This window comes from Cupriavidus necator A5-1 (assembly GCF_000744095.1).
Taxonomy (GTDB): domain Bacteria; phylum Pseudomonadota; class Gammaproteobacteria; order Burkholderiales; family Burkholderiaceae; genus Cupriavidus; species Cupriavidus necator_A.
Map to the genome: position 1 here is coordinate 1139469 of NZ_JQLI01000001.1, position 14061 is coordinate 1153529.

At 58.2% G+C, this 14061-nt stretch carries 14 protein-coding genes; 6 read left to right on the top strand and 8 right to left on the bottom strand.

Annotated features, from left to right (window positions below; genetic code table 11):
- Positions 1-25: 25 nt before the first annotated feature.
- From K307_RS05030 to K307_RS05040, 3 genes are read left to right on the top strand one after another with little or no spacing between them, the layout of a single operon-like run.
- Entirely contained in the window at positions 26-2626 is a 2601-nt protein-coding gene (locus K307_RS05030; RefSeq protein ID WP_230625493.1) for an intermembrane phospholipid transport protein YdbH family protein, read from the top strand.
- Positions 2623-2805, top strand: coding sequence for a YnbE family lipoprotein (locus K307_RS05035; RefSeq protein ID WP_042876724.1), 183 nt, complete (start codon positions 2623-2625; stop codon positions 2803-2805). Before K307_RS05030 ends, K307_RS05035 begins: the two co-directional genes overlap by 4 nt.
- A 9-nt stretch (positions 2806-2814) precedes the next feature.
- Positions 2815-3138 carry a YdbL family protein gene (locus tag K307_RS05040; RefSeq protein WP_042876726.1) on the top strand — a complete coding sequence of 108 codons (324 nt, stop codon included), beginning with the start codon at positions 2815-2817 and terminating at the stop codon, positions 3136-3138.
- 495 nt (positions 3139-3633) lie between these two features.
- Here the strand turns inward: K307_RS05040 and K307_RS45605 are convergent, their stop codons facing one another.
- Positions 3634-4140 carry a DUF2141 domain-containing protein gene (locus K307_RS45605; protein WP_080744893.1) on the bottom strand — a complete coding sequence of 169 codons (507 nt, stop codon included), beginning with the start codon at positions 4138-4140 and terminating at the stop codon, positions 3634-3636.
- Between the two features lie 955 nt (positions 4141-5095).
- Here K307_RS45605 and K307_RS05045 point away from each other — a divergent pair.
- The gene (locus tag K307_RS05045; RefSeq protein ID WP_155301086.1) at positions 5096-5335 is read left to right on the top strand and encodes a hypothetical protein; all 240 of its coding nucleotides are present in this window, start codon (positions 5096-5098) and stop codon (positions 5333-5335) included.
- 391 nt (positions 5336-5726) lie between these two features.
- Here the strand turns inward: K307_RS05045 and K307_RS05050 are convergent, their stop codons facing one another.
- The 6 genes from K307_RS05050 to K307_RS05075 form a co-directional block, all read right to left on the bottom strand.
- Positions 5727-6311 (bottom strand): hypothetical protein, encoded by a 585-nt coding sequence (locus K307_RS05050; RefSeq protein WP_042876730.1) that lies wholly within the window; start codon positions 6309-6311, stop codon positions 5727-5729.
- A 376-nt stretch (positions 6312-6687) separates the two neighbouring features.
- Positions 6688-7338 (bottom strand): phospholipase D-like domain-containing protein, encoded by a 651-nt coding sequence (locus K307_RS05055; protein ID WP_419187104.1) that lies wholly within the window; start codon positions 7336-7338, stop codon positions 6688-6690.
- Between the two features lie 359 nt (positions 7339-7697).
- Positions 7698-8009: a BON domain-containing protein gene (locus tag K307_RS05060; protein ID WP_042876732.1), complete on the bottom strand. Its 312-nt coding sequence runs from the start codon at positions 8007-8009 to the stop codon at positions 7698-7700.
- Between the two features lie 159 nt (positions 8010-8168).
- Positions 8169-8327 carry a DUF3309 family protein gene (locus K307_RS45610; protein ID WP_042876734.1) on the bottom strand — a complete coding sequence of 53 codons (159 nt, stop codon included), beginning with the start codon at positions 8325-8327 and terminating at the stop codon, positions 8169-8171.
- A 17-nt stretch (positions 8328-8344) separates the two neighbouring features.
- Positions 8345-9523: a fatty acid desaturase gene (locus K307_RS05070; protein WP_042876736.1), complete on the bottom strand. Its 1179-nt coding sequence runs from the start codon at positions 9521-9523 to the stop codon at positions 8345-8347.
- 384 nt (positions 9524-9907) lie between these two features.
- Entirely contained in the window at positions 9908-11668 is a 1761-nt protein-coding gene (locus tag K307_RS05075; protein ID WP_042876738.1) for an ABC transporter ATP-binding protein/permease, read from the bottom strand.
- A gap of 394 nt (positions 11669-12062) precedes the next feature.
- Here K307_RS05075 and K307_RS47545 point away from each other — a divergent pair, with 394 nt between their 5' ends.
- Both K307_RS47545 and K307_RS05080 read left to right on the top strand, forming a co-directional pair.
- Positions 12063-12488 carry a hypothetical protein gene (locus K307_RS47545; RefSeq protein WP_155301087.1) on the top strand — a complete coding sequence of 142 codons (426 nt, stop codon included), beginning with the start codon at positions 12063-12065 and terminating at the stop codon, positions 12486-12488.
- 188 nt (positions 12489-12676) lie between these two features.
- Positions 12677-12928 carry a DUF1488 domain-containing protein gene (locus K307_RS05080; protein ID WP_042876740.1) on the top strand — a complete coding sequence of 84 codons (252 nt, stop codon included), beginning with the start codon at positions 12677-12679 and terminating at the stop codon, positions 12926-12928.
- 52 nt (positions 12929-12980) lie between these two features.
- Here the strand turns inward: K307_RS05080 and K307_RS05085 are convergent, their stop codons facing one another.
- Positions 12981-13700, bottom strand: a complete 720-nt coding sequence (locus K307_RS05085) for a Crp/Fnr family transcriptional regulator (RefSeq protein WP_042876742.1) — start codon at positions 13698-13700, stop codon at positions 12981-12983.
- Between the last annotated feature and the right edge of the window lie 361 nt (positions 13701-14061).

Genomic DNA, 14061 nt, shown 5'->3' on the forward strand with positions numbered 1-14061 from the left:
ATTCTTTCGTCGCAACTATGCCTGGATGATCATCCTGGCGCTGCTGCCAGTGTCGGTGTTTCTGGTGGTGGTGATCACGGCGTTTGCGCTGGGCGTACGTGTCCAGGGGCTCGGTTGGCAAGACGGACTGGAACTGGCGCATTGGCAAAGGCTGCAGAACGGCTGCGTGGAAGCCCGCGGCGAACGATTCCGGATCACCGGCTGGCGGCCCGTGACGATCACCGTTGCCAGCGTGAGCCTGGCCAATTGCCAAGCTGGCGGCGAGGCGCTGCCTCCCCCCTGGACGCCGCCGTTCGATCTCACCATCGACGCACTCTCAGTTCCCGGTTTGCCGCCGATCGCACTCTTCGTCCGCCAGCGCGAGCAGCGCTGGCAGGCATGGGCAAAGTATCAGCACAGCAGTGCGACCGCGACCTATGACCGCATTTCCGGGCACTGGAGCGCGCAAGGCGCGATTCAGGCGGCTGACATCGCGCCCAGGCTCCTGGGTGCGCTGACCTTCACGGGCAATGGATTGTGGCAGGCCAGTCGACTGGACGGCGATTTGCAGGCGCAGGGGCAACAACTGGGTCATCGCGGTCAGTCCCAACGGTCCGACATGAGGCTAGAGGCCAGCCTCGCCGCCAAAAAATGGCATCTGAATGCCGAACTGGCGTCACCATTGACGCTCGGCGGTGCCTGGATCCTGGAAGCCCCGCAAGTGCTACGGGTCAGCGGCAATCTGGAGGGGGTGGAGTCCCTGCGCCTGGAACTGCGAGCGGCAGGCCCGCAAGGCACCATAGTGCTGACCTTGGATACCGAGGGCACCGGCGTAGCACGCGGCCAGGGCATGCTGACGCTAGCCGGGCCCTCACTAGCCGGCAGAGTGCCTATTCGCTGGAATCGGCAAGGGCTGGAACTGTTGCCGGCGTCGATACAACTCCCCGAGGGGCTTCTACTGCGCTGGCCCCGGCCCCTGACACTGCCGCTGGCATTGGCCGGTGAAAGCACAATCTCGGCCGAGCTTCAGTATCGGGATATAGAAGTCAAAACCGTCGACAGCCGGTTGGCCTGGCAGCAAGCGAAATGGGGCTGGCACGGACGGCTTGATCTGGCAGGTAAAGCCGCCGGATATGATCTGAGCGGGTTTTGGCAAGGCCGCATCGAAGCCTCCGGGCTGGCGGGGGAACCAGCCAGCCTCACGGTCAGGGGACCAGATCTGTTGCTAGCGGTGCGCGTGCCGGTGACCGGCTTCCAGGCGCCGGGCTGGACCACGCGCGCGGAGTTCAATGGCCACTATGGCAATGCCCCTCTCACGGGGGCGCTCAGCGCCAGCTTTGCGCGAGGGCGCTGGGAAGGTACGGTTGAAGGCGACTCGCGGCTCCCCTTCTATGCACGGGGCGGGGGCCTGAAGCTCGTCGCACCCTGGTTTGGCAAGGACGGGCAGTGGTACCTGGGCACTGGCAGTCGCGCAACGATAGCCGGCGGGCTGGTCGGAACGACATTGATCAAGCCGATCGCCGTGGTCGCGACAACGCCTCTGCGCGTCGGGCCCCAGGGTGTATTCGGCAATCTGGAGGTCAAGGCGGAGGGCGTCGTTGCGACGCGCTGGGCACTGCCTGCCGTCACCGGGAAAATCGCCGTCGCCGGGCAGCAAGGCAGGGCCACGCTGCGTGCGCCGGCCTGGCAATCCGAGCTGACCCTGACCGCAGAGCTGTCTGGCCACGGAAGAAAAGCCGGAGCGAAGGGCATGCTGGAGATCAGGACACCGCTGTCTGCATCCATGAGCCGCAGCCTCGGCTTCACCTTGAAGCAAGGCATGCTCCATGGCCAAGGTCGCTGGGAATGGCAGGACCACTGGCGGCTGCAAGGCGACATATTCGTGTCCGGACTGGCGCTGGAATGGGGAGGCATTCTGGCCACGGGCGGCGATGGGGCGGCGCATATTGAGTTGCAGCAAAACGGCGTAACGCTCACAAGCATCGGGCCAGTCATGCTCGCCCAACTGGATGTGGGCACCCTGGTGCGCAACATCCGCATGACGGTCCAATCTGACTTGGTCACCTGGCACGTCGCCGATATCTCTGCCGACGTGCTGGGAGGCAATATGCACGCCGCTACCTTGCAATGGCCGTCCTCTCAGTTTCAGGCGGTGACCATTGGGCGCATCAACCTGGCGGAGGTGGCTGCCCTGCAGAACGATCCGAACCCGACCGTTCAACTCGCTGGCCGCGTGGGCGGCAATCTGCCGCTACAATTGACGAGGGACTCCCTGGCCTTGCGGTCGGGTTACGTGAGCAACGAGGGCCCATTATCACTCAAGGTCTTGCCATCCGCCGGGGTTACCGCGATGGGCCAATCCAATCGTGCGGTGGAATTGGCGCTCGATGCCCTGAGCAATCTGGCGATTGATGAATTTGAGGCGCGTCTGAATATGAAACCAGACGGCTGGCTGGACGCCGCAGTCACCATCAAAGGCCAGAACCCGCAGAAGACCAGCTTGCCAATCGTACTAAACTACACTCACCGGGAGAACGTGTTCGAACTATTGCGCAGCTTGCGCATTGGGGATGATATCTCCCGGCGGGTACTGAACCGGATGCCTGCAGAAGGCTCGCGCAGCGATGACGTGGAGGACACGCCATGAAGAAACCCGTTTTGCTTGTCGCTTTACTGCCGCTGGCCGCCTGCACGCCTCGGATCGCCCTTGAGGCCCCCAAAGACCCTATCACCATCAATCTGAATGTGAAGATTGATCATGAGATTCGCCTCAAGGTAGAAAAAGATGTGGATAAACTCATCAGTGAAGACCGCACATTGTTCTAGGAGCCAACCATGAAAATGGCGACACGATTGATGGCGGTGCTACTGCTGTCTGGCAGTACGCTGGCCATGGCATTGGGCCTGGATAGTGCCAAGTCACAGGGGCTCGTGGGTGAGCAACCAGATGGTTATCTGGGTGTTGTCAAGGCAACCCCGGACGCAGTGGAACTTGCCGCGGATATCAATGCGAAGCGCCGCGCGGCGTACGACGCCATTGCCAAGAAGAACGGCGCCACCCTGGAGCAAGTGGCGATCCTGGCAGGACAGAAAGCCATTGAAAAGGCCGCGCCCGGAACCTTCATCAAGACCCCTGAGGGTCAGTGGATAAGAAAGTAGTGCTCGGCGGTAGCACGAATACGACCCCGCCCGACTTCTTGCGAATATCCGGTCAGAACCAATTCGAAATTATATGGTCCGGTTGCCGTAATCAGTCCCGGCAGAGGGATTTTTGGATCTGACTAAGCTGGCGTCAATTTGGATGGACGAGCTTTTGAGGGGCAGGAAGTCTGTAATCGACAAAAGCGATTGCATTCCGCCATGGAATCTCAGGGCAATGTTCATCACGGGCCTCCATATCTGGGGGCGGCAAGGCAACTGGCATCGACAACCGAATGGCTCTCTGCGACCTGCTCAAGGAATGCGCAAAACGTCTATCCCGAGTTAGGACCGAAATATGGCGGTAATCGCGCATGGGGCAGCCCGCAGAAACGGCTTTGCCCACTTCAAAAAGGCCTTTGCACAATTGGAGAATTGTGAATCATTAGTAGATCAGGCCTTTTTTGTAAAACTCGCCAGAAACTGCATAGAAGGTATGCATCATCCAAAGCGTATTCAGTAATGCAATCTAATCGTCAAACTCGAGTTCTTCCCATCGTAGGAGAAGCTGGCGGCGGAAAACGACGGTGCGCTGAGCCATCCTACTGCATTGTTTGAAAAACCATATCCTTCGGTAGGAATTCCAAGTGCGCTTTTATCCAGCTTACCGTTCATATTTTCATCATGTGCGACCGCTATGGCATATGTTCCTGGGGGGATTCCTTCAAAATTGCATTGCGCTTGATTATTCTTAACCCTTATTGACATGATATTCCTCGCTGAATGCAGATAGTCTGCAGGGAATCCGACTGGCGATTCAAAGAGAGTGCAGGCCACCATGCCTGTGCTGCTTCGAATGCCTAGAATCTGTATCTGAATCGATTGCGAAAAGGCGGGATATGGATAAGATGAGCATAGCAGTACCGCAAACCATGTTGCGTAACGAGCCTTCTTCGGCGTGCGGTTCGTGGCGATATTGCCTGCAACGGAAGCCACAGCCTTCGGATCAGTTGATTCAATCATGATCTTCCTCGCCCTTACCAGATCGTTGGCGATGTTGCGGTCGCGGTGGCCGCACCACTCCCTCAATGGGCAACCTAAGCTCACTTTAGTCCCTGTGGGAGCACCCCGCCATGACGAGCGCACCCCTCTGCACCGAGCAATGATGAACCGATACCAGGCCTGCTGAGAGGTCGAATTTTGGTGTTGATGCTCTGTTGCCGCCGGGGCAAATAGGGTGCGCATCATCGAGGGCAAACTGGTCCACCCAAATCGCCGGCGGACTACTCATCCACGTCGCCACCGGGCCTTAAATGTCGTCACTGGACAAGTTTTTCATTTCGCTTGACAACTGAAGACCATCGGCGTGCTGAGCGGTAGCGCGTGCTGCTGGAGGACCTTGCTGACGGTGTCCAGTAAAACTCGGCCGGCAGGATCCATCGTCGGAAGATAATCCGAAAGGCAAATATCGTCGCCGTTTTCGCCGCATCGCTAGGTATGCGCTCCCGGTGGCAGTGGGGGTCACGCGTTAACGTGACGCACGAAGCTCATGGGCATGAAGCCAACAACTTGCAGGACCCCAGGGGATAGACGCGCCGCATCGTCTCCCCGAGTTATCGAACCACGCCAGCAGTGTCCCCACCGCTCATACAAGGAGTCGCAAAAGCCACACTGCCGGCGGCGCAAGCCGCCACCATCACGCCTCGATTCGACAGAGTATGCACATCGATTTGGTAGCATTGTCTACCTAAACTTTATGCATGTTCCATGCTCGGCCCTCCCTGAGCATTCTTGACAGCCAACATCGGTGGGCAACTTCAAAGCCTCAGACGCGTTTCGCGCACGACGTTCGCCTTTGAGGACTTGGGCAGACATTACGAGAGGTATAAGACCAAACATAGGCGCGTCGTCTGCGCAACAAAGGAAAACGCCTCATTCGGGATTGCCGAGAATTTTCCAAACTGCCAGGAAGAAGAACATGCCATACATTCGTGCCCTCATCGCCGTATTCGTGGTCCACGGTGGGCTGAACCATTTGCTGGGATACGTCCTTGAGCCTAGCTCGCTCGTCTCCATCGCAACGGGCACGTGGTTCGGTCTTGGATACGCGAGAGTCTTCCAAGGCTTCCCAAAGGCCGACACCTTCAAAGCTGCGTTCAAGGGAGTAATCATGGCAATGCTCTGGCCGTTCGTGCCGGTCCAGCATCGACCACGATGACCACGAACGCCAGAGCGGCCTGCGGGCGGTTATTTTTCAGCCCACCTAACATGCCGAAAATGCGGAGGTTTTTTTGATAGGGATCGCGGGCTCGTCGGCAGGTTGTGTCGCAATTGGAATGCGAAGCGGCTACGGGCCCCTGGACTCCTGATGACCTTAGCGAAGAAGGCCGCGTGCCATCGGTGTATGGATCGAACGTACCCGTCTTGCCACCATCGGTATAGGGATCGCGCGGCCCCTTGATGCTGCTGGCATCCGCGAACACATCCCTTTTTTGCGCCCGCATACTCCTTGGCGTGTTCTAGCCAAAGGGGCCAACATCAGAACCATGATGTCGGCCCCGGCTGCTCGCGGAGCGACGGCGCTCGCTTGCTGGCGCCATCCCTGCCGATCACTTGCCGTACTTGGCCCTCACGTCAGCCGTGCACTTGTCCTTGGCATCACCGGACAAGGCATCGCATTTCTCCTTGTCGGCCTGATACTTGGCGTCCATGGTGTCCTTCTTGGCGTCGCGGCGAGCCTCGGAGACATCTTTGCTGGTGCCGGTGTCGGCGGCCTTCTCAACCTTGGCGGCCCCAAGCGCCTTCTCGTGGGCGACCTTGGCTTCCTTCACGCAAACGTCCTTGTCGTTGCCCTTCCTGTCGTCGCACATTTCCTTAGCCACGTCGTAGTCTCGGTCGGCCTTGACCTTGTGCGCCTTCGCCTGGGCCTGAGCGGTGCCGTCGCGCATGGCTTCGGCGTTTGCCTTCGCGACATCTCGATCGCGCTTGGCCTCCGCCTTGCAAACGTCCTTGGCGTTGGCCTTCATGCCGCCACATTTGGCGCTGGCGGCTTTGTAGTCAGCGTCGGCCTGTTTCACTGCGGCATCGTAGTCTGCCTTCGAACCCGCGGCAGATGCGGTTAGTGCCAATGCGGGCCCTCCCGGCGCGACCACCATCATCCCAAACAAGGCAGCGAATAGCCATTTAGTCATCATGTCGCACTCCCTATAGTAGGATATCCGTAGTAGGACTTCTCAGCGTTGCGTACTGGCATTTCCAGCGGCGATTGTGCGAGGGCCCTGCAAAGAGACTACATCACTTGCACTCCTGGCGTCAGAATCCAAATTCCGAAACGCGCGTCGGACAACTCCCACAGACCGAGCACAGCCTGCACACATGACGACGGGAGAACGGGTGTCACCTCGGTGCCGGCCAGGGGCTGCCGCCCCTATCTTCCGGGCATACCAGGCACGAAATGGGATCGTCGTCGTGCCGGCTTCCGGGTTCAGTCAAGATGACAGATAGCGGCGATTGAGTGTGCCGTCCAGATCTGCAATTGCCGCGGACCAGGCCAGCGTTGCATTCAGGAATCTACAACCAGTAAGCCCACACGCGCGCGGTCATTTCCTTTATACGCATACCGATCGAACGGTCGTTCCATTGTTCAATCGTGATGGGATTGGACGCGGCGAGATCCACCTCGAACATGGCTTGCATTTGCGCGCCGAACTCCTGTCCCAGGACGACGGCGTTGACCTCGTCGTTATGCAAGAAGCTGCGCCAGTCGAGGTTGGTCGATCCGATGGTGGACCAAACACCGTCGATAACCGCTGTCTTCGAATGCAGCAGCACGTCACGCCGCTCGTAGAGCTTTACGCCGGAGCGCAACAGCTCGTCGTAAAAGGAGCGTCCGGCGAAGAACACCAGCCACGAATCGGTCTTGCTCGGGAGGATGAGTTTGACATCAACACCGCGAACTGCGGCATCCTTGAGCGCGGCTAGCAACTGCGGGTCGGGGACGAAATAGGCGTTGGTCAAATATACGCTGGTTACCGCGCTGCCGATTGCCGAGAGCAGTGTCGCGTAGATGAGGCTGTAGGGCTCATCAGGCGAACTGCCGATGGCGCGCACGACCTCCGTTCCTGTATTGCCGAGTTGTGGAAAATAATTCTTCGGCGCAAGCGGTTCCCCTTTTTGCTTACCCCACGTTGCCAGAAACAGCTTCTGAAATTCGCGGACCACCGGGCCCTCCACTTTCACGTGGGTATCGCGCCAGGGTGGGCTTCCATCGGGTCGAGGCCTGGATTTCGGCCTGAATCCCCTCAAGAAACAAGGCTGCCTCCGTCAATTACAAATATCTCGGAGTCCAACCAGGCGACTGTCATGGTAGGGCCCACTCACCCGCGTCCGACCAAGCGCACTGTGTACCGCGATCTACGCGACGACCCCGTTCCGTTGCGACGAACCGGTTCAACCTTGCCTGCGATCAGGCGATTTGTTTGAGGCGCGTCCATCGCGAGATCGCTGACGCGTGGCAACGGTACCCGCGCTCACCCGTGGACGTGAGGCGCAGGCCGGCAATCGCTCGCGGCCAGCGACTGTCATTTGATCCGCATGTCACTCTTGACCGACTTCACCCCCTTGACGCCACGTGCAACTTCGACTGCCTTGTTGGCGTCGGCCTGAGATCTGACAAAGCCGCTCAGTTGGACCACACCTTTGAAGGTTTCGACGTTGATTTCGGCGGACTTCAAGGTCGGCTCATTGAAAACTGCCGCCTTTACTTTCGTGGTAAGGACCGTGTCATCGACGTACTCTCCAGTCCCTTCTTGCTTGGGCGTCGATGCGCACCCCAGGGAAAAGGCCATCAGGACGGTTAGGAAAAAGGCGGAAAGACGGTTTAGGTATCTCATGGCTAGGCCCTCCAGATGAATGACAATGCGAAAATCCCTCTCGAAGTTCGATCCGAGTCGAGAGTCCGCCCGAATGCAAGCTCTATTGCTCGAAAAATCGAAACGTGGATCTCACTGTCTCATGAACGAGCGTCAGTAGCGCGACCTCGGCACAGCGCGCTATATCTTGCCCATCAGCAACAGTACGAGCAGGATGACCAACACCAGCCCAAGACCACCGCTGGGACCATAGCCCCACCCCCGGCTGTGCGGCCAGGCTGGAAACACGCCGATCAACAGCAAGATCAGCACGATCAACAGTATCGTTCCCAATGACATTTGATGTCTCCCAATGGTCAGGCGTAGCAGCGGAGCTTCCAGGAAAACTCCTGCAGCGCACTGATGCCGCTTTCGTCGGCGCGCCGGCACCAGTCTTCCAGCTGTTTGACCAGTTGCTCCTTCGAGGTAGCGGAATTGCTCCACAACGCGGTAAGGTCCTGGCGCATCGCGTAGATCGTGCGCAGCAACTTGCTGGCATGCAGTGTCTGGTGCAGGACTGCGCGTTCACGCTCGGGTAGCGCTTCCCCTTCCCTTTGCAGCCAGTGCTTGAGCGCTTGCCGGGCCCTGGCCTCATTCAGACCCGGTAGCGCACGCGCCCGCAGGGTGTGGATTTCCCCCAATACGGTTTGCCGCAGGGCGCTGGCGAACCTGGCCAGTACGTGGTAGCGGTGCGTGGTGATGGCCTGCAGGGTGCGCGCGTCGCAGCCTGCCCTGGCCGGATTGAAGCGGATCTTTGGTGCCACCCTGCGTACGCTGGCAAGACGGACCATCACCAGCAAACGGATGTACACCCAACCAAGGTCAAGTTCCCACCACTTGCTGGAGAGCCTGGCTGAGCTGACGTAGGCATGATGGTTGTTATGCAGTTCCTCGCCGCCGATCAGTATGCCCCATGGCACGATATTCGTGGATGTGTCATTTGGCGCGTACGTGCGGTAGCCCCAGTAGTGGCCGATGCCGTTGATCACGCCCGCGGCGAAGAACGGGACCCACAGCATCTGCACGGCCCAGATGCTCAGTCCGATCGGGCCGAACAGCACCAGGTCGATCACCAGCATGATGCCGATCCCTAACCCGACGTGCTTCGCATAAAGATTGCGCTCAATCCAGTCGTCCGGGGTGCCGTGTCCATACCTCTCCAGCGTTGCCGCGTTCCTGGCCTCGCTGCGATAGAGTTCGGCACCTTCCAACAGCACTCGCCTGATGCCATAGAACTGCGGGCTGTGCGGGTCTTCCCGGGTTTCGCACTTGGCGTGGTGCTTGCGATGGATCGCCACCCACTCCCTGGTCACCATCCCGGTGGTGAGCCACAGCCAAAAGCGCAGGAAATGGCTGGCGATGGGATGCAGATCGAGGGCGCGGCGTGCCTGGTGACGGTGCAGGAAAATCGTGACCGACGCGATGGTGACGTGGGTCAAGCCCAGCGTCACAAGCGGGTAACCCCACCAGGGGAGACTAAGCAAGCCGAAGTGCATCGCCGGCTCTTTCGCAACAGTTTCGGCGTCGATAAGCTTCAGAGATCTGTCCGAGCTCCAGAAAGCTCTATCTCAATCCGAAGTATCCAAGCACGAACAAAACGATGACGACGGCCCCGACAAGCCAGATGATGTTATTCATAATGCGCTCCTTGAACTATTCCCTGCAGGCGCGACGTGAATCCGCGCGGACATATGCGAGGTGCCCATGGCTTTTCGCAGGGGTAGTACCACTTTGTCACACACGACACGGATACGTCTGTACGGTAGCGGTCAACACCACATTGGATGACTGACGGCGCGGCAAGGCGGCATGTGGTACGGTCTGCAGGGTCCGCGCGTCGCAGCTTGCCCTGGCCGGATGAAGCGGATTCGTGGGGGGCACTACCAGTCAAAGCGGTAGTCTCTGGTCGGATGCAGTTGCCATCTCCCGTCCCCGGGCAGCTCGAGAACCTGGTGGTGATATTTAAGGAGTGTGGGTCGATGGCTAACACTGACAAGCGTCGTCGGCATGCCGGCCAACTGCGAGTATAGACCTTCCTCGTTGCCAATATCTAAGGCGCTGGTAGCCTCATCGAGCATGGCATAGCGCGGCTTTGCGAGCAGTACACGCCCGATCGTGAGGCGCTGTTGCTCTCCAACGGACAACACTTTGCCCCAATCCAGCTCCGCGTCCAGCCCGCCAAATCTGCCGACGATATCCGGCAGGTTGACCATCTCCAACAGCAGCAGGAGTTCCTCGTCGGATATCTCCCTATCATGGTTGTTCGGATACAGCAGCTGGTTGCGCAGGCTGCCGACCACCATGTAAGGGTGTTGCGGCAAAAACAACATTTCGTCCGGCTTGGGCCGCATGATGCATCCCGTGCCGCAGGTCCACAAGCCCGCGATCGCGCGCATCAGAGAACTCTTCCCACCTCCGCTGGCACCGACAATGAGCAGCCCCTCTCCCGGGTTGATCGACACGGTCAAGTCCCTGACCAGCGTCCTCTTATGATTCGGCGTCCGCAAGGTGACATGTGCTAGCGCAAGGCGGGAGTCCTGCTTGGCTTTGATCGTGCCCCCTGCATTCCGGGAGGCTGCCGCCTTCCTGGTCAGGGAGATGGAGAATGTGTCCAGTCGATCCAGCCCCGCCACAAATCGGCTCAGGTTTTCAAAGTTGTCAACGATCACGGCCAATGCGCTCAGTATGGCCGCAAACGCGCCGGCAGCCTGGATGGCACGACCGACTTCGAGCTCGCCCGAAAGAACGCGCGAAGCGACAATGGCGCTGGGCAGAATGATGGTCAGGAAGCCATAGCCATACTGAAACAAATTCAGATTCAGCTGCCAGTTGATGAGTTTGTTGAAGTTGCGGAACGCCTGTTCAAAACGCCCCCGCACATGAAAAGACTCTTGAGCTTCACCCCGATAGAACGCAATAGACTCAGCGTTCTCACGAATTCGGATCAGGCTGAATCGAAAATCCGCCTCCCGCTTTAACTGATAAAAGTTCAGACCAATCAGGACTCGCCCGAAGAAATATATCGATATCGAGGTGCCAGCGACGGCGTAGAGAACAAGAAAGAGAACAAGCGATCTGGAGATCGACCACAGGACGTTGCTAAACGCAATGAGTTGCAGCAGCGCACCCATGCTGACCAACAGAAAATATAGAGACTGCTGCGTAAACGTATTGATGTCCTCCGTCATCCGCTGATCCGGATTGTCTATCGTGGGATCTGAATTGAGTCTGTAGAAAATCCTGTCCTTGAAATATCCGTCCAGATAGTGGTTGGTCAGCCAGCGCCTCCAGCGAATGCCGAGTTTATTTCTAATATAATAGTAAAATGCATAGATCGGCACCGCCAGGATCAGAATGTAGATGCACTTTGTGATGGAGATCCAGAAACGATCCGCATCCTTGGCTGCCAATGCCGATGTAAATTCCCCGGATTGCTCGTTGAACAGTACATTGGTTTCGGTTTGTCCCAACAGCAACAGTATCAACAGAACAAGCAAGCCAACTGCCGTCCATTTATCCCGGGAGAACCAGTAAGGCTTCGCAATGGCCCAGAATCGAGTCCACAGGTGACGGTTGGAAACGCCAATACCGTTCTCAGACGCCGAACTGCCGTGCGGCCTCGGATCGTTATCGACGCTCATGTCACAACTCCCAGAACAGAACGGATCACATACTCGTCACATTGATCCCGGCGCGGGCAACACTGCAGGACGGCAGAAGATCACTATTGAAATATAGGTCAGCAATATGGTGAGACGAAGGGAAGGCGTGCTGCGCAACGAGGAGAGCCGCCTGCACTGAGCTTCTGACCGGATCTGGGCGTAATTAAATAAATAGCACGGACTGTGCGCTGGCGGACGGCGCCCGGCTCGAGTGTGAGCTATATATAAATCCGATGCAGTGCTCGCTGCCGATTGAACGCACAGGAAATCCGCGTCCGATTCTCGTCGGCGACACTCCGTTATTTTCCTTCCGGATTAAGAGGACCGGACTAATCGCGTGACTGGCCAGTCTCTTTGACTGGGCCGATTTGAAGTGATTTCTTCCGAGGTTTCCGGGTATCTTACCGGTTTTCTTGAAAAGGCAAGGAAAATGCCAACAGATTATCCCACTACCGTCATCGTCATTTATCACGGCAGCCCCCGCAATTGGTACTTTGCGGAGGTTGACCCGACGGCGTGCATCTGCCGGCTTGGCCCGTTCGACAGCGAAAATGCAATTCACGAAATCCTTTCTGTCATCTACCCTGCTGATCTGCCTCGTGAAAGCATCGACGCCCCCGGCGACTACGACGACGTCACAATCCTGCGCACAGCAAAAGGGGCTGTCGATGCCTCGTTCGTCAGCCCTTGCCCGACTGGAGATGTAGGAGCAGGGACATCCACTTCCTGGTGGAGACTTCTCTTCGGCCGCCACGCTCCTGTGCATGGCTCTCTTCGTGTACAAGGATTGAATAACTAGAACCCATCAGAAAGGGGGACGATCGTGCAACGACGTGTCACTGTTGGTGACCCCCGCTGTCCAGACGCGCAGTGGTCGAAACCCCGCTTCGAATCAGGAAACCGGTGCATACTGGGTTGGCACCGCTGTGCGGATATCTGTAGTCAAGAAGCGCCCGGCGTGCCATCACTGGATCATAGGAGTCCACCATGGCACTGAATTTCCCCAATCCCAGCCGTAGCTATGATGCGGCGCGGCACTGCGTATGCTTCTGGGGCTACGACAACGCCCGCGAGGTCGCATTTCAAGTCTCTGACAATCTCCTTTTGCGCCTGAGTCAGGAGGTGACCTCCGAAGAAGCGGCCTTTCTGGCCACATTCGACCGGTATCGCGAACGGATATTGGTGCTGGCAAAAAACCTATACGCGCCGGGCGCGCGCAACACATACACCATTTCGTAATGGCGGCGGCTTGCAGGCAGAGCAGCAATTCAGGTGCTCCAACCTTTACACCTCAAGGCGCCGACAGGTCAGGCAACAAGCGATCGAACTCCAGCTTCACGACCGCGTAGCACTCACATACTCGTTTTTCCAGGCCCATCCGGTCGAGTACCGCAATATGCCCATGGCTGTAGCGGATCAGGCCCGCGGCCTGGAGCTTCAAGGCGGCCTCGGTCACGCCGGAGCGCCGCACCCCAAGCATGTTGGCAATGAGTTCCTGCGTCATCGTCAGGTCGTTGGAGGGCAGTCGGTCGATGCTCAGCAGCAGCCATCGGCACAGTTGCTGGTCGATGGAGTGATGGCGGTTGCATACCGCGGTTTGCGCCATCTGGGTAATGAGCGCCTGCGTATAACGCAGCAACAGGCGCTGCAGAGATCCGCCCCGCACGAACTCCTGCTTCAGGATCGTTGCGCTCAGGCGGTATCCATCTCCGGCGCTTTGCACGATGGCGCGGCTCGGGGTCGTTTCGCCCCCCATGAAAATTGCAATCCCGACCATCCCCTCATTGCCCACGATTGCAATCTCGGCGGAGGCCCCGTCTTCCATCACGTACAGTAGCGAAATGATCGAATCGGTGGGGAAATAGACGTAGCCCTGTTGATCTCCTGACTCGTACACGACATGGCCCAGCGGCAGTTCCACCAGCGTCAGTTGTGGTGCGAGGCGCTCCCAATCGGCGGCCGGCAGCGCGGCGAGAAGATGATTGGACTGCGGATCGTGCATGACGCTCATGACTGGATCTCACTCAGGTTGATATCAATGACGCCTCCCTTGTCCAAGGTCTGGAGCCAGACCACGGGACGGTAGAGGATCACTTGGCCTTGTCAATATAGCTCAGCGGGTTGACAAGGCAAATGTCAGACAAGAGTGCGCCGCAAGTCACGCCCACTTCAGCGGATTCGCACTCGCGGGTTCCTCCCTGCCTGCTCGGGCAATCGGACTGCAATGGAATAAATGCCCCGATCCGTACGCCTGCGGACGGCATTCATCCCCGCTCTGGCCCATATTGGACAGCGGTGCTTACTCTTTCAATCATCGTGAAGTCAAGTAAGTAATGACGAGAGTGCCCGCGGCAAAGGGTCCCACGGCCCTT